Origin of the sequence: uncultured Dietzia sp. (assembly GCF_937873725.1) — a bacterium.
Taxonomy (GTDB): Bacteria; Actinomycetota; Actinomycetes; order Mycobacteriales; family Mycobacteriaceae; genus Dietzia.
This window is the reverse complement of the sequence record NZ_CALMYY010000062.1, coordinates 1-18,287: the sequence shown is the minus strand read 5'-3', so window position 1 is coordinate 18,287 and position 18,287 is coordinate 1. Positions and strand designations below refer to the sequence as shown.

The following is an 18,287-nucleotide window of genomic DNA, read 5'->3' as shown; positions in this document are numbered from 1 at the left end:
GTCGCCGCCCGCCTGGCGGACGGGTCCATCGACGTCGACGCCGTCCGGTTGAGCACCCTGCGGGCCGCCTACGAGCTCGACGCCTGTGGCGGGGCGCCCGATGCCACCGCCCGGTCCGCCGTCGCCTCCGCCCACTTCTGGGCCTGCGACGCCGGCCACCGCCTCGCCCACACCGCCGTGCACGTCCACGGCGGCGTCGGGTTGGACCGCTCCGAGCCCGCCCACCGCTACTTCCTCGCCGCGAAGGCCGACGAGTTCCGCCTCGGCGGCGCCACCCGGCAACTGCTCGACCTGGGCGACGTGCTGGCCACCGCGGGCGACCCCTGGGAGTACTCGGCGTGAGCGGCGCGGTGAAGACGATCGCGGACGTCGCCGCCCAGCCGTTCACCTCCGTCGCCGACGCGGTGCACGCCCTGTCCGCCGTCGGCGACCGCGGAATCTGGTCCGAGGGCCGGCTCACGCCCTGGTCGGAGGCCGTCGGTGCGGTGGCCGTGCGGATCGCGGCGCTACGGGAACTGATGACCTCGTCGTCGTCATCGTCGTCGTCGTCACCACCGGCACGTCCCCACGTCGGCCTCCTCCTGGCCGGCACGCCCGAGTACCTCCACCTGCTCGGCGCGGCGGCATGCTCGAAGCTCGTCGTGGCCGGGCTCAACCCCACGCGGCGCGGCGAGGCCCTGATCCGCGACGCGGCCCTCGCCGACTGCGCGCTCATCCTCACGGACGCCGACAACGCCGCACTGCTCGACGGGCTCGACCCCGGCGTGCCCGTGGTCTCCGTCGACTCCCCCGAGTGGACCGCGCTGCTGGACCGGCATGCCGGCGCGGCGCTCCCCGAGGTGGCGGACGTGCCAGCCGGCCCGGACGACCTCGTCGCGCTGGTGTTCACCTCGGGCACGAGCGGCGACCCCAAGGCCGTCCGGATCACGCAGAGCAAGATCTCCGTGCCCGGCCGCATGCTCGCCGAGAGGTTCGGGATCGGCGCGGACGACTGCGTGTACAGCGCGATGCCGCTGTTCCACTCCAACGCCGTGATGGTGGCGTGGCCGATCGCCCTGTACTCCGGATGCTCGATCGCCCTGCGGCGTCGCTTCTCCGCCTCCAACTGGCTCGACGACGTCCGGCGACACGGATGCACCTTCGCCAACTACGTCGGCGCGCCGCTCTCCTACATCCTGGCCACCCCCGAGCGGCCCGACGACGCCGACAACCCGATGCGCGTGGTCTACGGCAACGAGGCGCCCGCCGACGTGCGCCGCGAGTTCGCCCGGCGCTTCGGCGTCACCGTGGTGGACGGGTTCGGTTCCAGCGAGGGCGGCATCTCCGTCACCCGTACGCCCGGCACCCCCGACGCCGCGCTCGGTCCACTGCCGGACGGGGTGCGGATCGTCGACCCGGAGTCCGGGGACGAGTGCCCCCGCGCCCGCTTCGACGACGCCGGTGTCCTGCTCAACGCCGACGAGTCCGTGGGTGAGATGGTCGCCGACGGGCCGGGCCTGTTCTCCGGGTATTACGGCGACCCCGCCGCCGACGCAGAGAGGATGCGCGGCGGCCGGTTCCACTCCGGCGACCTCGCGTACGTCGACGACGACGGATGGGTCTACTTCGCGGGCCGATCCGGTGGCTGGATGCGGGTGGACGGGGAGAACCTGGCCGCGGCACCGATCGAACGCGTCCTGCGGCGCCACCCCGACGTGGCCGAGGTGGGCGTGTACGCCGTGCCGGCGGACGCGGTGCGCGGGCCGGGCGCGATCGGCGACGCGGTGGCCGCGGCGGTGGTGGTGCGGGACGGGGTCGACGCGGGCGCTGCCGCGCTGGCCGCCGGGTTCGGGGAGTTCCTCGCCGCGCAGTCCGACCTCGGCCCCAAGCAGTGGCCGTCGCTCCTGCGGGTGACCGCCGCCCTGCCGCGCACCGCCAGCTTCAAGTTCCGGGCCCGCGACCTCACCGCGCTCGGCACCGACCCCGCCGGGGACCGGGTCTGGACCCGCACCGGTGGCGAGCGGGGGTTCAGCGCGTCGTGACCTGACGGTAGGTTCTCCGTGTGATCTCCCGCCCCGACCCCACCGCGAACCCCGATCCGCAGCGCACCGACGCCTACCCCGAGGACGACGACTTCGGCATCTCCGCCGTCCCGCCCAAGCCGATGCTCCGGGGCTGGATCCACGCCGGCACGCTGCCGGTGGCCATCGCGCTCGGCGTGGTGCTCACGGTCCTCGCGGACGGGACGGCCCTGACCTGGGCGTGCGCGGTGTTCCTCACCACCTCGTCGCTGCTGTTCGGGATCTCGGCCCTGTACCACCGGGTGAACTGGGGGCCCCGGGCCGCCGCCCTGATGCGTCGGCTGGACCACTCCAACATCTTCCTCCTGATCGCCGGCACCTACACGCCCATGACGGTGGCCGCCCTCCAGCCGCCGGCCAGCACGATCCTGCTGGTCCTGGTGTGGAGCGGCGCGCTGCTCGGGATCGCGTTCCGCCTGTTCTGGCTGGGGGCCCCGCGGTGGCTGTACGTGCTGCTCTACATCGGCCTGGGCTGGACGGCGGTGTGGTTCGCCGGCGACCTCATCGAGGTCAACCCCGCGGCGGTGATCCTCGTCCTGGCCGGGGGCGTGGCCTACACCGGCGGCGCCGTGGTCTACGCGCTCAAGAAGCCCGACCCGGTGCCGGGGGTTTACGGCTTCCACGAGGTGTTCCACACCTGCACGGTCGTCGCGTTCGCCTGCCACTGGGCGGCGATGCTGCTGTTCGTCCTGCAGGGCTGAACCGCCCCGCCCCCCGCCCACGCGAAATCCGCTACCCCCCTGCGCGATCCGCTCCCCGAAGTCGGGTAGCGGACGCGGCAGGAGGGTAGCGGATCCAAGGCCGGGCGGGCCGGGCGGGCGGGGCGCGGCGGGCGGCGGGCGGCGGGCGGGGTCAGCCCAGGGTGCCGCGCAGCCGCTCGACGGCGGCCTCGTACTCGGCGACGATCTGCGCCATGGTGTCGGCGACCGGCACGATCCCGTCAAGCGAGCCGATGATCTGCCCCGCGGGCATGGCCACGACCTCCGGGTCCTGCGATTCCGAGATGCGCTGATGGGCCTCGGCCACGAGGATGTTCTGCAGCGGCATCGGCAGCGGGCTCGGGGCGCCCTCGGCCGCCCACGCCTCGGTCCACTTGCTCTTGAGCAGGCGCGCGGGCTTGCCCGAGTAGATGCGGGTGCGCACGGTGTCCCGGCTGGTCGCGGCGACGAGGGCCTGCTGCATGGCCTTGGAACCGCCGTCCTCGGCGTATTCGGCGGCGGTGAGCCAGCGGGACCCCATCCACGCGCCCTCGGCGCCCATGCCGATCACGGCCGCGACCTGCGTGCCGTCGCCGATCCCGCCGGCGGCGAGCACCGGGGCGCGGCCGCCGAGCGCCTTGACGATCTCGGGGACCAGGACGAGGGTCGCCACGTCGCCGGTGTGCCCGCCGGCCTCGCCACCCTGGGCGATCACGATGTCGACGCCGTTGTCCACGTGGGCCAGGGCGTGCTTGGTGGCGCCGGCGAGCGCGGCGACCTTCATTCCGTTGGCGTGGGCGAGGTCGATGATGTGCTTGGGCGGCGAGCCCAGCGCGTTGGCGATGAGCACCGGCCGGTGCTTGAGCGACATCTCCACGTGCGCCTCGGCCACGGAGTGCAGCCACCCGAGCACGCCGGCGTTGTGCTGGGCGTCGTCGCCGAGCGGCGGCACCCCGAGGTCGTCGAGGACGCGGGAGACGAACGCCTTGTGCTCCTCGGGGATCATCGCGGCGATGTCGGAGGGGCTGCCCTCGGTGGGCACCTTGTTGGGCATGACGATGTCCACACCGTAGGGCTTGCCGTCGGTGTTCTCGTCCATCCAGGTGAGGACCTCGTCGAGCTCGGCGGCGTCGTTGTACCGGACGCAGCCGAGGACGCCCATGCCGCCGGCGCGGGTGACCGCGGCGGCGACGGCCTTGGACGGGGTGAACGCGAAGACCGGGTAGTCGATCCCGAACTCCTCGGCGATAGAGGTGCGAATGCTCACTTGCTGATCTCCTGGCTGTCGTCTGCGGGGCGGGACGCGGCGATCTCCGCGGCCCAGCGGTAGTCGGGCTTGCCCGCGGGATTGCGCTTGACCGAGGCCTCGACCCACAGCGCGCGCGGGCACTTGTAGCGGGCGATCTCGTTGCGGGCGTAGGTGTTGATCTCCTCGATCGGGGGGCACTTGCCGTCCCGGGTGTGCAGCACCGCGGCGACCTTGTGCCCCATCCTCTCGTCGGGGACCCCGATCACCAGCGCGTCGTACACGTCGGGATGCGTCTTGAGCGCGGCCTCGACCTCCTCCGGGTGCACCTTCTCGCCGCCGGTGTTGATGGAGACCGATCCCCGCCCGAGCATGGTGACGGTGCCGTCGGCCTCGACCCGGGCGTCGTCGCCGGGGATCGAGTAGCGCTTGCCGTTGAAGGTCCTGAAGGTGGCGGCGGTCTTGGCCTCGTCCTTGTAGTAGCCGACCGGGATGTGCCCGGTGCGCGCCACCTTGCCGATGACCTCGGATCCCGGCGGGATCTCGTTGCCGTCGTCGTCCAGGACGGTGGTCTCCCCGTCGATCTTCACGCGCGGCCCCCCGGTGTGGGTCTTGCCCTTCTCCGCGAGCGCGATGCCGGAGAAGCCCGTCTCGGACGAGCCGATCGAGTCGGAGATCATGGCGTTGGGGAACGCGTCGATGAACTGGTCCTTGACCGACGGCGAGAAGAGCGCGGCGGAGGAACCGAGATAGAACAACGACGACGAGTCGTACTTCTCCGGATCCCAGGCCTCGATCATGGGGCGCGCCATGGCGTCTCCCGTGATGAACATGAGATTGATCTTGTGCTCGGTCACGGCCTGCCACACGGCCTCGGGGTCGAACTCCGGGATGAGGATGCTGGTGTGCCCGGCGAACAGGGCCATGAGGATCGCCCACTGCGCGCCGCCGTGGATGAGCGGGGGCAGCGCCGCCCGGACCAGGACGCCGCCGTCGACCGCCTTGTTGGCGAGTTCCCACTCGTCGGCGACCCGCTCGCCGGTGAGGAAGTCGATGCCGCCGCCGAGGACCATGAACACGTCCTCCTGCCGCCACATCACGCCCTTCGGCGAGCCCGTGGTCCCGCCGGTGTAGAGCATGTAGATGTCGTCGTTCGAGCGCTCCCCGAAGTCGCGCTCGGGCGACTGCGCGGCCAGCGCGTCGTCGTAGCGGGCCACCGTGACGCCCTCGGGCACGACCGGGTCGGGGCCGTCGGTGCCGTCCTCCACGACCAGGCAGTGCCGGACGCCCGGGGTCCTGGCCAGGGTCTGCTCCAGGACGTCGGAGTACCGGCGCTCGTGGATCACCACGACGGAGTCCGAGTTGTCGAGCAGGTACTCGAGCTCGGCCGGGACGTACCGGTAGTTGACGTTGACCATGACGGCGCGGAGCTTGAAGATCGCGACCATCGCCTCCACGGCCTCGATGGTGTTCCGGCTGTACACCGCCACCTTGTCGTCCGGCCCCACGCCGACGGACCGCAGGTGGTGGGCGAGCCTGTTGGCCCGCTCCTCCAGTTGGCGGAAGGTGAACGACCGCTCGCCCTGGACCAGGACGACCCGGTCCGGGACGCGGTCAACGCTGTGCTCGACGAGATCTCCGATGGTATAGGCCATGCACCCAAACTAGAACGTGTTACCGTTCCGTGGGGCGGGTACGCGGATTCCCGCCGAGAAAGATTTCCCAGGAGGCCCGATGACCAGCGCCGCAACCCCCGAGGACCAGCACCTGCTCACCGAGCGGCGTGGGCACGTCCTGATCGTCACCATGAACCGGCCCGAGGCGCGCAACGCCCTGTCCGGCCCGATGATGCGGGGCATGGAGGCGGCGTGGGACCTCGTGGACTCCGACCCGGACATCCGGGCGTGCATCCTCACCGGCGCCGGCGGCTACTTCTGCGCGGGCGCCGACCTCAAGGCGATGAACAAGGACGCCCCGGGCGACAAGTTCGCCGGCGGCGGCTGGGACCTCACGCGCCTGCCCGCGCTGCTCAAGGGCCGCCGGCTGGCCAAGCCGCTCATCGCCGCGGTCGAGGGGCCGGCCATCGCCGGCGGGACCGAGATCCTCCAGGGCACCGACATCCGGGTGGCCGGCCGCTCGGCCAAGTTCGGCGTCTCCGAGGCCCGCTGGGGCCTGTACCCGCTGGGCGGTTCGGCCGTGCGGCTGGTCCGCCAGATCCCGTACACGGTCGCCATGGAGGTCCTCATGACGGGCCGCCACCTCACCGCGGAGGAGGCCGAGCGGTTCGGGCTCATCGGCCACGTGGTGGAGGACGGCTCCGCCCTGGACAAGGCGCTGGAGATCGCCGAGCTCATCGCCGCCAACGGCCCGCTCGCGGTGCAGGGGATGATCGAGACGATCCGCCGCACCGAGGGCATGCACGAGGAGGAGGCCTTCCGCGTGGACGCCGAGGTCGGCGGCCGGGTGTTCGCCTCCGCCGACGCCAAGGAGGGCCCCCGCGCCTTTGCCGAGAAGCGCAGGCCCGAGTTCCGGGGAGAGTGACCGGCGCGGCTACAGCCCCAGGCGCGTCCGCGCCTTCATCGCCCCGAAGTACCCCGAGGCGATCCGCTTCTTGCCCTTGGTGAACGGCGGCACCATGAGCTGGCTGGCGTTGAGGTCGAACGAGTGCAGCGCCACCGCCCGGGAGTGGGTGAAGGTCTGGAACCCGTGGTGCCCGTGGTATCCGCCCATGCCGGAGTTGCCCACGCCGCCGAAGGGGATGGCGGACGAGGCCATGCCGATCCCGAAGTCGTTGCCGTAGATGTTGCCCGAGCGGGTGCGGTCGGCCACGGTCTCGAACCGCTCGTTCTTCTCGCCGTACCAGTACAGGACCAGCGGGCTGGGCCGGTCGTTGATGTACCGGATCGCCTGGTCGAGGCTCGAGTACGGGAACACGGTGAGGACGGGGCCGAACACCTCGTCGGAGTCGATCTCCATCTCCGGCGTCACGCCGGTGAGCAGCGTGGGCGCGATCTTGCGGACCACCGGGTCGGGGAGCCGCTCCCCGGCCGGCGCGGCGTCGCGCTTGACGGCCCCCTTGGCCACGGCGTCGTCGATCAGGCCGACGATCCGCTCGTAGTTCGAGGTGTTGATGGTGGCGGTGTACTCGGGGTTCCCCGCGATGGCCGGAAGGGCCGTGCGCCACTGGTCCAACACCGTCTCGCAGAACCTCTCGAGCTCGGCCTCGGGGACGAAGACGTAGTCGGGGCACATGCACACCTGGCCGCCGTTGACCATCCGGGAGGAGGCGATGCTGCGGGCGGCCCGCTCCAGGTCGGCGCTGGAGTCCACCACGACCGGGTTCTTGCCGCCCAGCTCGAGCGTGATCGGGGTGAGGTTCTCGGCGGCGTCCTTGGCCACGGACTTGCCCACGCCCGGGGATCCGGTGAAGAACAGGTGGTCGAAGGCCAGCGCGGAGAAGTCGGAACCGCGGCCGTGCTCCGGCCCGGCGATAGCGAGTTCGTCGACGGCGAAGTACTCCGGCGCCCGGCGGGCCAGCACGTCGGTGGTGTTCGCGGTGACCGAGGACGGCCGGATCATCACCCGGTTGCCGGCCCCCAGCGCCGACCCCGCCGGGACGATAGTGAGGTACAGCGGGAAGTTCCAGGGCCCGATGATCCCCACGACGCCCTTGGGGTCGTGCCGCACCTGCTGGGTGAAACCGGCCGCGTCCATCAATCGCGACGGGCGGGTGGGCTTCATCCACTTCTTGAGGTTGCCGCGCTGGTGGTCCAGGTCCGGGATGGAGGAGGCGATGTCGGTGATGGTGGAGAAGGTCTCGGGCCGCGAGCCGTAGTCCTCCCGGATCGCCCCGGTGAGCTCGGCGGCGTTGTCCAGGACCAGCTCCTTGAGCCGCTGGATCCGGTCGCGCCGGATCTTGGCGCCGGGCTGGGGATCGGCGAGGAAGGCCTGCTGCTGCCGCTCGAGGATCTGGGCGAGGGTGAGGTCGCGGGCGGTGGGGGTGCTGATCATGCGTCCAGAGTAGAACTTGTTATCGTTCCGCGTCGAGGCGGTGGGGAGATCCCGGCCGAAACCCCGCGACCGCGGCGAGGGCCCGCCTCCCCGACCGGGAAGACGGGCCCTCGCCCTCGCGTTCCGAACGATCAGCCGCCGAGGGAGCCGGTGACGGACCCGAGCGAGCCGAGGCCGCCGGTTCCCGGGTCGTCCGGAAGGGGATCGACCACCCGGGGCGTGATGACGGCCTGCGTGGTGGCCTGCGAGGCGGTGTACACGCCCTCGCCCGAGAACACCGCGCGAACCGTGCGCTCCCCGGCGGCGGACGGGGTCCACACGAGAGTGGCCACCCCACCCGCACCGACCGGGGCCGTCCCGATGACGGTCTGGCCGTCGTGGAAGGTGACGGTGCCGCCGGCGATTCCCGTGCTCACCGTGGCCTTCAGCGCGATGGGCGTCTGCGCCGAGGCGCTGGCGACCGGGTCGAGAGTGGTGGTGGTGGCCACGACCTGCGGATCCGCCGCCGCGACGGTGTACGGCGCGGCGCCGGACGACGGGTCGACCCCGGACCGGCCGGAGAAGTGCACGTCGATCGTCCGCAGCCCCGCCACCGCCGGGATCCAGTCGATCGCGGCCTGGCCGTCCGCCCCGACCGGGGCGGAACCGATCCGGGCCCCGTTCTCCTCGAACACCACCTCACCGCCCGCGGCGGCCGGGGAGACCGACGCGGTCAGCCGGGCCAGCTGACCGACCTTCGGCGCGGTGCCCGCGCTCACCGTCACGGAGGAGCCGACATTGGCCTGGGAGACCACCACGGTGCGGTCCACCGAGACCGACCCGCCGCGGGTGGGGGTCTGCACGAAAGTGGCGCGGACCGTCCGCGTCCCGATGGACGTGGGGGTCCACTGCAGGGTGGCCTGGCCGCCGGACACCTGCCCCGAGCCGACGGGTTGTCCGTCGACCGTGAACTCGAGCTGCGCGCCGTCGGGCACGTTCGTGGTGACCGCGTTCAGCGGGACCGTCTGGCCGAGCTGGGGGTTGGTCGGCTGGTTGAGGAACACCGAGGTGCCCTTGCGGAGCACCGTGACAGACGGACCCATCGAGTCGTTGCCCAGCGTGTCACTCCCGGCGGGTGCGCGCTTGATCACAGCTCCGCCGGTGTTGATGACGCCCGCGCCACACGTGACCGTGTACTTGGCGGTGAGGACGAACGGGTCCGCGATCCGGCCGAGGCCGAACGTCCACCGGACACGCTGGCCGTCGACCGCGATGTCGCCGCCCTTCGACGCCGTCGCCGAGCCCGGGACCAACTCCATGCACTCCGGGGTAAAGTCGCGGACCTCGTACAGCAGGTAGGCGCCCGTGGTCCGCTCGACCCGGGTGGTCACCGTGACCGTGTCCCCGTGCGTGGGGCTGGCGTCGCTCACCGTGCGGGTGATGGCGAACTTGGACTCGACCGTGCTGCCCGGGGTGGTGACGGTAGCCGACACCGGCGCCGCCCCCGCGGACGCACCGCCCAGCACGAGCATCGAGCCCGCCAGCACGGACGCCCCCGCCGCGGCGAGCGCCCGGCGCGTGATTGACTGCCTCATCGATTCTCCCTGCTACACCCGTTGTATGACGTGCGTAACAGTATCGCGCCGGTCGGGGGTCGTCCCAATTACTGGACTGCCGCCCAATACGGGTCCTTGAGCGTGCGCTTGACCAGCTTGCCGTTGGCCTGCCGGGGCAGCGCGTCCACCACGTCGATGGTGCGCGGCAGCTTGAACTTGGCCAGCCGCCCGGCGAGGTCGGCCAGGATCTCGGCCTTGAGCTCGTCGGACTCGGTGTAGCCCTCGGCCAGCTCGATCACGGCCTTGACCTCCTCGCCCCAGTCCTTGTGCGGGATGCCAAACACGGCCACGTCGCGCACGGCCTCGTGGCGGGTCATCTCGGACTCGATCTCGGCCGGGTAGATGTTCACGCCGCCGGAAATGATCATGTCGTTCTTGCGGTCGCAGAGGAACAGGTAGCCGTCGGAGTCCACGTAGCCGATGTCGCCCATGGTGAACAGCTCGCCCACATACGTCTTCGCTGTTTTCTCCTCGTCCTGGTGGTACTCGAACCTGGACCCGTGCATCTGCAGGTAGACGTTGCCGGTCTCGCCGACGGGAAGCTCGTTGCCGCTGTCGTCGAGGATCTTCAGCGTCGTGGTCCTCCACGGCCGCCCCACGCTGCCGGGCTTGCGCAGCCACTCCTCGCCGGTGATGGTGCAGCCGCCACCCTCGGTGCCGGCGTAGTACTCGGTGAGCACCGGGCCCCACCAGTCGAGCATGGCCTGCTTGACGTGCTTGGGACACGGGGCGGCGCCGTGGACGATCGTCCGCAGGCTCGACACGTCGTACCTCGCGCGCACGTCCTCGGGCAGCTCGAGCAGCCGCGAGAACTGGGTGGGGACCATGTGCGACTGGGTGACGCCGTGGGCGTCGATCAGCCGCAGCATCTCCTCGGGCGTCCACTTGTCCATGAGCACCACGGCCTGGCCCAGGTTGAGAGAAATGGTGACGAAGTTGAGCACGGCCGTGTGGTAGAGCGGCGAGCCGCAGATGTGGACGTTGTCCGGGCCGTGGATGCCGAACCCGGCGAAGAAGTAGTAGTTGGGGACCGTCACCTGGTCCGGCGAGGCGCCGGTCAGGGGCCGGCGCACGCCCTTGGGACGGCCGGTGGTTCCACTGGTGTAGAGCATCGGGGCGCCGAGGATCCGCGACGACGGCAACGGGCTCTCCCCCGCCTGCGGGGCCGTGAGCTCGGACAGCGGACGGAATCCGGGCACGTCGCCCACGGCGTAGCAGCGGGCCGGGTCGAGCCCCGCCTCGCCGGCGGCGATGGTCGCGACGTCGGCGAACCGCTCGTCCGCGATGAACACCGTCGAGCCGGAGTTCTCGAGGATGTAGGCGACCTCGGGGCCGGTGAGGTGCCAGTTGGCGGGCGCCACGTAGAGCCCGATCTCGATGGCCGCGTAGTAGACCTCGAGGAACTCGATCGAGTTGGGCGCCAGCAGCACGATGCATTCACCGGTCTCGAGTCCCAGTTCCTGCAGGCCGCGGGCGTAGCCGTGGGCGGCCTCGGCGAGCTGGCCGAAGGACGCCTGGCGGCCGGAGGACTCGATCACCGCGACCCGGTCCGGATCGGCCTCGGCGATCCGGTAGACGCTGGTCACGTGCTCGCCGGTCCGGGGATCCAGGACTCCGGCGTCGGCGGGGACGGTGGGGGTGGGTGCGCTCATGACCCCAGACTAGAACGTGTTCCTATTCCAGGTCCAGGGATTGACGCGGAGGACTATCCTCATCCCATGTCCGCCGACTCCTCCGGAACCCGGGCGACACGGGCGACCGACACCGACCGCACCGCGGTGATCACCGCGCTCGACTCGGCCCTGGCCAGCGGCCAGCTCGACCAGTTCGAGCACTATGAGCGGGTCCGCGTGGCCACCCACGCGCGCCGGGTCTCGGAACTCCGGCCGCTGCTGGCCGACCTCCAGGGCGTCGACGTGCGGTTCCACGGCGACCGCGGGCCGGGCCGGAGGAGGCCCGCCTCGTCGTCGTCGTCCCCGTCCTCGACGGACCCCTCGTCGGGGACCCGGCCGAGGATCACCACCCGCCACCCCTGGGGCTTCCTCGCGCTGTTCGCCCTGGTGGGCGTGGCGATCTTCGCCTCCCTCCTGGTGGTCTCCCAGCGCCTCGACGACCAGTGGACCGGCTCCCTCGCGGGCGACACCGGCGCGGCGGTCGACCGCGGGGCGGGCGACGCCCGCGTGCTGGACAACCCCGGACCGCTGACCCTCGCGGGCCTCCAACGGGTCTTCTCCACCGCCGCCGGGGCCTCCGGCTCCGAGGTCGCCACCCGGATCATCGCGCATCCCGAGCACGCGTCCATGACCTGGACCGACCCCGAGCACCCCAGCCGCGAGCTCGCCAAGTCCTATCGGGGCGGGTGGTCGGAGACGACGGACGGCCCCAGCTCCGGCGACCCGTCGTTCCGGCTGGCCGACCTCGACGCCGAGATGATCGCGCCCATCATCGCCGGCGCACCTGAGACCCTCGGAGTCCCGGACGGGCGGCCGACGCACGTCATCATCGACGCCGACGACGCCGGCATGCCCCTCTACTCGGTGTACGCGTCAAACGAGTTCCACCAGAGTGGCTACCTCACGGTCAACCACCTCGGCGAGCCGGTGCGCATGTTCCCCGCGAACTGACCCGCCCGCCCCCGCCGCGAGCGCGGCCGGGCGGGGCTCACCCGATGAGCGTGGCGATCTGCTCGATCTCCTCGACCGTCCGGGCCGTCACGACGAGCATGGTGATGCCCGCGGCCTCCCACTCGGCGATCTGCGAGCGCACCGACGCCTCGTCGCCGATGATCGCGGTGGCCTCGACCATCTCGTCCGGCACCGCGGCGGCGGCCTCGTCCTTGCGCCCGGAGCGGAACAGCTCGGTGATGCGGGCGACGTCGTCGGCGAAGCCCATGCGCGCGAACGCCTCGGCGTGGAAGTTCTTCTCCTCCGCGCCCATCCCACCGGCGTACAGGGCGGTGAACGGCTTGTAGGCGTCGAGCACCGCGCGCCGGTCGTCGGTGATGTGGAGCTGGCAGAGGAAGGCAACCTCGAAGTCCTCGCGGGTCCGGCGGGCGCCGGGGCGGGCGAAGCCCTCGTCGAGCCACGAGTTGAACTGGTCGGCCGAGCGCGGCGAGGCGAGGAAGCCCAGCCAGCCGTCGGCGATCTCGGCGGCGAGCGCCACGTTCTTGGGGCCCTCGGCGCCCAGCCAGATGGGCACGTCCTCGCGCAGCGGGTGGACGATCGACTTGAGCGGCTTACCGTGCCCGGAGGCGTCCGCGCCGCGGTAGGGCAGGGCGTAGGCGGGCCCGTCGGAGGTCACCGGCCCCTCCCGGCGCAGCACCTTGCGGATGATGTCGATGTACTCGCGGGTGCGGGCGAGCGGCTTGGCGAACGGCTGGCCGTACCACCCCTCCACCACCTGCGGGCCCGAGACGCCCAGCCCCAGGCAGAAGCGGCCGCCGGAGAGGTGGTCCAGGGTCATGGTGCTCATCGCGGTGGCGGTGGGGGTCCGCGCGGAGAGCTGCACGACCGCTGTGGACAGGCGGATCCGCTCGGTGAGCGAGCCGTACCAGGCCAGCGGGGTGAAGGCGTCCGAGCCCCACGCCTCGGCGGTGAAGACGGTGTCGAAGCCCGCCTTGTCCGCGGCCACCACGAGGTCGGCGTGATTGGCGGGCGGCTGCGCGCCCCAGTATCCCAGCTGCAAGGCGAATTTCATGGGCACCAGTGTGGCCCACGCCGCGGACGCCCCGCGATCGGCCCGCGGAAACTCACACACGGTCGGGTGGAACGTGTTCTACTTACGGGCGTGACGTCCAGAGACATCGTTGTCGACATCGCCCCGCCGGAACGGCCCGTCCTCTCGGCCTCCCTGAGCCCGGCCTTCGATTACACGCGCTCGACCGGACCGGTCCTCGGCGCGTTCTTCACCGGCCTGCGCGACGGCCGCCTCGTGGGGGTCCGTGACTCCCGCGGCGCCGTGCACGTGCCGCCGGTGGAGTTCGACCCCCACACCCACGAGGCGCTGACGGACCTCGTCGAGGTGGGCTCGGGGGCCAAGATCGAGGGCACGGTCGCGGGATGGACCTGGGTGCCCGAGCCCACCGACCTGCACCGCTCGGACTCCCCGTTCGCGTGGGCCCTGGTCCGGTTCGACGGCGCCGACACCGCCCTCCTGCTCCCCCTGGCCGCCGACGGCCCCGAGGCCGTGAGCACCGGGATGCGCGTGCGCCTGCGGTGGTCCGCCGAGCGGACCGGGACCATCCACGACATCGCGTGCGTGGTCCCCGCCGACGCCCCCCCGGGCGCCGGGGAGGGCCACGACGACGAGGCCCCGCAGCCCACCGGCGGCGAGCCCGTCTCCGTGGTGATCACCCCGATCGGCCTCTCCGTGACCCACACGGCGGGGCCCGCCGAGAGCGAGTTCCTCCGCGCGATCGTGCAGGGCCGGATGCTGGGGCGGCGCCGCTCGAACGGGCCCGAGGTCTACGTCCCGCCGCGCGACTACTGCCCCTCCGACGGGGTGGCCATGGGCGAGTACGTGGAGGTGGCCGACGTCGGCACCGTCACCACGTTCGGGATCGTCAACGTGCCGTTCGCCGGCCAGGAGATCAAGCCCCCCTACGTCACCGCGTACATCCTGCTCGACGGCTCGGACGTCCCCATCCAGCACCTGGTGCTGGGGTGCGAGGCCTCCGAGGTGCGCATGGGGATGCGGGTGCGCGCGGTGTGGACCCCCGAGGCCGACCGCCCCGCCTCCATGAAGGCCATCAGGCATTTCGAGCCCAGCGGCGACCCCGACGCCGACCCCGACTCCTACGCACAGCACCTGTAGAGGACACCCGTGACCCCCACCGCACCCCGGGACGTGGCCGTCGTCGGTTTCGCCCACGCCCGCCACACCGAGTCCACCTTCGGCACCACCAACGGTGTCGAGATGCTCGCTCCCGTCTTTGCCGAGTGCTACCGGCAGACCGGCCTGGACCGCACCGACATCGAGTTCTGGTGCTCCGGATCCTCGGACTACCTGGCCGGCCGCGCCTTCTCCTTCATCTCCGCCGTGGATACCATCGGCGCCGTGCCCCCCATCTCCGAGTCGCACGTGGAGATGGACGCGGCCTGGGCGTTCTTCGAGGCCTACCTCAAGATCGCCTCCGGGCAGGCCGACACCGCGCTGGTGTACGGGTTCGGCAAGGCCTCCGCCAGCACCGACCTCGACTCGGCCCTGGCGCTGCAGCTCGACCCGTACACCGTGGCCCCGCTGTGGCCCGGCCGGCACCACCTGGCCGCCCTGCAGGCCCGCGCCGGGATCGACGCCGGGCGCTGGTCGGAGGCCGAGATGGCCTCCGTGGCCGCCCGCGCCACCGGCCGGGACGAGAAGGACCTCATGGCCGAGCCGTACATCGCCGACCCGCTCCGGCCCCACGACTGCCCCCCGGTCACCGACGGCGCCGGCGCGATCATCCTCGCCTCCGGCGACCGCGCCCGCGAGCTGGTCGACACCCCGGCGTACATCACCGGGATCGAGCACATCGCCGACTCCGCCGAGTTCGGCGCCCGCGACCTCACCGACTCCCCCTCGGCCCGCGCCGCCGCCGTCCGGGCCACCCGGTCCTCGGGTGACCGGCCCGACCTCGGGGGCGTCACGGTGGCCGAGCTGCACACGCAGTACACGCACCAGGAGCTTCTCCTGCGCGCCGCGCTGGGGATCTCCGACGGCGTGGCCGTCACCCCGTCCGGCGGCTCCCTGCTGGCGGACCCGCTGTTCTCGGCCGGGCTCGAGCGCATCGGCTACGCCGCCAACGACGTCATGGAGGGCCGCGCCGAGCGCGCCCTGGCCCACGCCACCAGCGGCCACCTGCTCCAGCAGAACCTCATCTGCCTCCTGGAAGGACGCCCCGCATGAGCGCCCCCGCATCCGGACCCCACGGCTCCGGTCTGCCCGCCGCCGTCCTCGGCACCGGCCAGACCCACCACGTCTCCCGACGCGCCGACGTCTCCATGGCCGGGCTCTGCCGCGAGGCGATCGACGCCGCCATGTCCGACGCCGGGGTGGGCTGGGAGGACATCGACGCGGTGATCGTGGGCAAGGCCCCCGACCTCTTCGAGGGCGTCATGATGCCGGAGCTGATGATGGCCGATGCGCTCGGCGCCGTCGGCAAGCCGCTCCTGCGCGTCCACACGGCCGGGTCCGTCGGCGGCTCCACCGCGGTCGTCGCCGCCTCCCACGTGCAGTCCGGCCGCTACCGCCGCGTCCTGGCCGTGGCGTGGGAGAAGCAGTCCGAGTCCAACGCCATGTGGGCGCTCTCGCTTCCCGTGCCGTTCACCGCGCCCGTGGGCGCCGGGGCCGGCGGCTACTTCGCCCCCCACGTGCGCTCGTACATCCGCACCACCGGCGCCCCCGAGCACGTGGGCGCGATGGTCGCGGTCAAGGACCGGCTCAACGGCTCCATCAACCCGCACGCGCACCTCAAGCAGCCCGACATCACCGTGGACAAGGTGCTGGCCGGCCAGATGCTGTGGGACCCGATCAGGTTCGACGAGACCTGCCCGTCCTCCGACGGCGCCTGCGCGATCGTGATCGGCGACGCCGACGCGGCCGAGGCGGTCGAGTCCGCCGGCCGGCAGGTGGCGTGGATCCACGCCACCGCGCTGCGCACCGAGCCCGGCACCTACGCGTTCCGCAACTACCGCAACCCGCAGGCCGGCCGCGACGCCGCCGCCGCGCTGTGGGCCGAGGCCGGGATCACCAACCCGGCCGAGGAGATCGACGCGGCCGAGATCTACGTGCCCTTCTCCTGGTTCGAGCCCATGTGGCTGGAGAACCTGGGCTTCTGCGCCGAGGGCGAGGGGTGGAAGATGGTCGAGTCCGGGGCCACCGCCCGCGACGGCTCGCTGCCCGTCAACCCGTCCGGCGGGGTGCTGTGCTCCAACCCGATCGGCGCCTCCGGCATGCTCCGCTTTGCCGAGGCCGCCCGGCAGGTCATGAACCGCGCGGACGAGCACCAGGTCCCCGGGGCCCGCAAGGCCCTCGGCCACGCCTACGGCGGCGGGTCGCAGTACTTCTCCATGTGGGTCGTGGGAACGGAGCGCAGGTCGTGAGCAACCCCTACCTGGACGAGACTGGCCAGTATCGGCCCCTGGAGATGAGCGACACCGCCCTGGCCAGTCCCGCCTTCGCCGCTGCGCGCCGCTCGTGGGCCGCGACCAACGCCGGCGACCGCGACGCCTGGATCGCCGGATGGTCCCCCGAGGGCACCATCGAGGATCCCGTGGGACCGTCGATGTTCGACGCCGAGGGAATCGGCCACACCGGCACGGAGCGGCTCCTGGAGTTCTGGGAGAAGGCCGTGGACACCCCGGACCACATCGAGTTCCGTTTCGATCGCGGGATCGCCGTGGGCGACGAACTGCTCTGCATCGGCACCATGCGCACCCATATGGGCGCCAGCATCATGGAGATCGACATCGCCGTGGACTACCGCGTCGACTCCGACGGTCGTCTGGTCTCCCTTCGCGCCTTCTGGGAGCAGGACGTGGCCATGGCCTCGGGACTGCGGCCGCTCACCGACGACGACAGGGCTGCCATCGCCGGCGCCGCCGGAAAGGGCCAGTGACCATGAGCCGAGTAGTGGACGCGGAGTTCTCCGTCCCCATCTCCTTCTCCCCCGTCGACCAGATCATCGACATCGCCCGCGGGGCCGAGGCCGCCGGCTTCGACCGGATCGTGCTCCCCGATTCCCTGTTCCACCCGCGGCGGCAGGACAAGGACTACCCGTACACCCCCGACGGCTCGCGCATGTGGAACGAGGACACGCAGTGGGTCGAGCCGCTCATCGCCTCCGCCGCGATGGGCGGGGCCACCTCCCGCATCCGGTTCTGCCCGCAGGTGCTCAAGGTGGGGCCACGCAACCCCCTGCTGCTCACCCGGCAGGTGGCCTCCGTCGCGCTGCTCACCGGGAACCGCCTGGACCTGGGCGTGGGCATCGGCTGGGACCCCAACGAGTTCGAGTGGTGCGGGGCGCCGTTCAAGGGCCGCGGCAAGCGGACCGACGAGTCGCTGGCGATCATGCGCGAGGCGCTGCGCGGGGAGTGGATGGAGTTCCACGGCGAGCACTTCGACTTCGACGAGCTGATCTTCACCCCCGCACCCGGCGAGCAGGTGCCGTTCTACGTGGGCGGCCACACCGAGATCGCGCTCAAGCGGGCGGCCCGCATCGGCCAGGGCTGGACCAGCGCGATGATGGGGTTCGACGAGATCGTGGCCACCGTCGCCCGGCTGGGCGAGCTGCTCGAGGCCGACGGCCGCTCGCTCGCCGACCGCGGCGACGGCAAGCCCTTCGCCATCCAGGTGGTGTGCCTGGACCGCTTCGGCACGCGCGGCTTCACCGAGCTGGCCGAGGCCGGGGTCACCGACATCATCGTGATGCCGTGGATGATCGAGGGCCACGGCTTCGACTGCCCCGTGGAGCGGAAGATCGAGTCCATCGCCCGCTTCGGCGAGAAATACGGCCTGAACCCGTGAGCCGCTGACCCCACCCGACGGCACCCCTCGTCGTCGTCGCCCCCCACCCCCCCACCTCCCCCACCCCCCGACCCGGGGGCAACAACCGCCCCGCGAAGCACCCAGGCCGCAACGCGTCCGGCTCCCGCACCGTCGAGCCCCACCGCCGCGCCATACGCTGGGCCTGCACTCGTCA

16 protein-coding genes are annotated in these 18,287 nt (G+C 71.9%); 10 read left to right on the top strand and 6 right to left on the bottom strand.

Annotated features, from left to right (window positions below):
• The 3 genes from Q0444_RS05630 to Q0444_RS05620 all read left to right on the top strand — a co-directional run.
• Window positions 1-342 (top strand): acyl-CoA dehydrogenase family protein (locus Q0444_RS05630; RefSeq protein WP_299022020.1); only part of this gene is annotated, 342 nt, incomplete at its 5' end.
• A complete protein-coding gene (locus tag Q0444_RS05625; protein ID WP_299022017.1) occupies window positions 339-2,021 on the top strand; it encodes an AMP-binding protein in 1,683 nt (560 codons plus the stop codon). The genes Q0444_RS05630 and Q0444_RS05625, both read left to right, overlap by 4 nt.
• A gap of 20 nt (window positions 2,022-2,041) precedes the next feature.
• Entirely contained in the window at window positions 2,042-2,761 is a 720-nt protein-coding gene (locus Q0444_RS05620; RefSeq protein WP_291085034.1) for a hemolysin III family protein, read from the top strand.
• Window positions 2,762-2,912: 151 nt separating this feature from the next.
• Here Q0444_RS05620 and Q0444_RS05615 read toward each other — a convergent pair whose 3' ends face one another.
• Both Q0444_RS05615 and Q0444_RS05610 read right to left on the bottom strand, forming a co-directional pair.
• The gene (locus Q0444_RS05615) at window positions 2,913-4,019 is read right to left on the bottom strand and encodes a nitronate monooxygenase family protein (protein ID WP_291081963.1); all 1,107 of its coding nucleotides are present in this window, start codon (window positions 4,017-4,019) and stop codon (window positions 2,913-2,915) included.
• Between the two features lie 2 nt (window positions 4,020-4,021).
• Window positions 4,022-5,659, bottom strand: coding sequence for an acyl-CoA synthetase (locus tag Q0444_RS05610; protein WP_291081950.1), 1,638 nt, complete (start codon window positions 5,657-5,659; stop codon window positions 4,022-4,024).
• Between the two features lie 79 nt (window positions 5,660-5,738).
• Between Q0444_RS05610 and Q0444_RS05605 the strand changes: the two genes are divergently transcribed.
• Entirely contained in the window at window positions 5,739-6,545 is an 807-nt protein-coding gene (locus Q0444_RS05605; RefSeq protein ID WP_291081952.1) for a crotonase/enoyl-CoA hydratase family protein, read from the top strand.
• 9 nt (window positions 6,546-6,554) lie between these two features.
• On the opposite strand, the gene Q0444_RS05600 is transcribed toward Q0444_RS05605, so the two are convergent.
• The 3 genes from Q0444_RS05600 to Q0444_RS05590 form a co-directional block, all read right to left on the bottom strand.
• Window positions 6,555-8,015 carry an aldehyde dehydrogenase family protein gene (locus tag Q0444_RS05600; protein ID WP_291081954.1) on the bottom strand — a complete coding sequence of 487 codons (1,461 nt, stop codon included), beginning with the start codon at window positions 8,013-8,015 and terminating at the stop codon, window positions 6,555-6,557.
• 131 nt (window positions 8,016-8,146) lie between these two features.
• Window positions 8,147-9,589, bottom strand: a complete 1,443-nt coding sequence (locus Q0444_RS05595; RefSeq protein ID WP_291081956.1) for an Ig-like domain-containing protein — start codon at window positions 9,587-9,589, stop codon at window positions 8,147-8,149.
• Between the two features lie 68 nt (window positions 9,590-9,657).
• Window positions 9,658-11,262: an acyl-CoA synthetase gene (locus Q0444_RS05590; protein ID WP_291081957.1), complete on the bottom strand. Its 1,605-nt coding sequence runs from the start codon at window positions 11,260-11,262 to the stop codon at window positions 9,658-9,660.
• A 66-nt stretch (window positions 11,263-11,328) separates the two neighbouring features.
• On the opposite strand from Q0444_RS05590, the gene Q0444_RS05585 reads away from it, so the two are divergent.
• Window positions 11,329-12,234: a DUF1707 domain-containing protein gene (locus Q0444_RS05585; RefSeq protein WP_291081959.1), complete on the top strand. Its 906-nt coding sequence runs from the start codon at window positions 11,329-11,331 to the stop codon at window positions 12,232-12,234.
• A 37-nt stretch (window positions 12,235-12,271) separates the two neighbouring features.
• Here the strand turns inward: Q0444_RS05585 and Q0444_RS05580 are convergent, their stop codons facing one another.
• Complete coding sequence (locus Q0444_RS05580) at window positions 12,272-13,306, bottom strand: LLM class F420-dependent oxidoreductase (RefSeq protein ID WP_299022006.1); 1,035 nt, start codon at window positions 13,304-13,306, stop codon at window positions 12,272-12,274.
• Window positions 13,307-13,396: 90 nt separating this feature from the next.
• Between Q0444_RS05580 and Q0444_RS05575 the strand changes: the two genes are divergently transcribed.
• From Q0444_RS05575 to Q0444_RS05555, 5 genes are read left to right on the top strand one after another with little or no spacing between them, the layout of a single operon-like run.
• A complete protein-coding gene (locus Q0444_RS05575) occupies window positions 13,397-14,422 on the top strand; it encodes a Zn-ribbon domain-containing OB-fold protein (protein WP_299022003.1) in 1,026 nt (341 codons plus the stop codon).
• Window positions 14,423-14,431: 9 nt separating this feature from the next.
• A complete protein-coding gene (locus Q0444_RS05570; RefSeq protein ID WP_299022000.1) occupies window positions 14,432-15,493 on the top strand; it encodes a thiolase domain-containing protein in 1,062 nt (353 codons plus the stop codon).
• On the top strand, window positions 15,490-16,689 hold the full coding sequence (locus Q0444_RS05565; RefSeq protein ID WP_299021997.1) for a thiolase domain-containing protein: 1,200 nt from the start codon (window positions 15,490-15,492) through the stop codon (window positions 16,687-16,689). Before Q0444_RS05570 ends, Q0444_RS05565 begins: the two co-directional genes overlap by 4 nt.
• On the top strand, window positions 16,686-17,204 hold the full coding sequence (locus tag Q0444_RS05560; protein ID WP_299021994.1) for a nuclear transport factor 2 family protein: 519 nt from the start codon (window positions 16,686-16,688) through the stop codon (window positions 17,202-17,204). Before Q0444_RS05565 ends, Q0444_RS05560 begins: the two co-directional genes overlap by 4 nt.
• A 2-nt stretch (window positions 17,205-17,206) precedes the next feature.
• The gene (locus Q0444_RS05555) at window positions 17,207-18,112 is read left to right on the top strand and encodes a TIGR03619 family F420-dependent LLM class oxidoreductase (protein ID WP_299021991.1); all 906 of its coding nucleotides are present in this window, start codon (window positions 17,207-17,209) and stop codon (window positions 18,110-18,112) included.
• Window positions 18,113-18,287 lie beyond the last annotated feature (175 nt).

What these genes read in the sequence shown, in the direction of transcription:
- Q0444_RS05610 (WP_291081950.1), bottom strand. Translation starts at nt 5,659, where the DNA reads ATGGCCTATACCATCGGAGATCTCGTCGAGCACAGCGTTGACCGCGTC.
- Q0444_RS05605 (WP_291081952.1), top strand. Translation starts at nt 5,739, where the DNA reads ATGACCAGCGCCGCAACCCCCGAGGACCAGCACCTGCTCACCGAGCGG.
- Q0444_RS05600 (WP_291081954.1), bottom strand. Translation starts at nt 8,015, where the DNA reads ATGATCAGCACCCCCACCGCCCGCGACCTCACCCTCGCCCAGATCCTC.
- Q0444_RS05595 (WP_291081956.1), bottom strand. Translation starts at nt 9,589, where the DNA reads ATGAGGCAGTCAATCACGCGCCGGGCGCTCGCCGCGGCGGGGGCGTCC.
- Q0444_RS05590 (WP_291081957.1), bottom strand. Translation starts at nt 11,262, where the DNA reads ATGAGCGCACCCACCCCCACCGTCCCCGCCGACGCCGGAGTCCTGGAT.
- Q0444_RS05585 (WP_291081959.1), top strand. Translation starts at nt 11,329, where the DNA reads ATGTCCGCCGACTCCTCCGGAACCCGGGCGACACGGGCGACCGACACC.
- Q0444_RS05580 (WP_299022006.1), bottom strand. Translation starts at nt 13,306, where the DNA reads ATGAAATTCGCCTTGCAGCTGGGATACTGGGGCGCGCAGCCGCCCGCC.
- Q0444_RS05565 (WP_299021997.1), top strand. Translation starts at nt 15,490, where the DNA reads ATGAGCGCCCCCGCATCCGGACCCCACGGCTCCGGTCTGCCCGCCGCC.
- Q0444_RS05555 (WP_299021991.1), top strand. Translation starts at nt 17,207, where the DNA reads ATGAGCCGAGTAGTGGACGCGGAGTTCTCCGTCCCCATCTCCTTCTCC.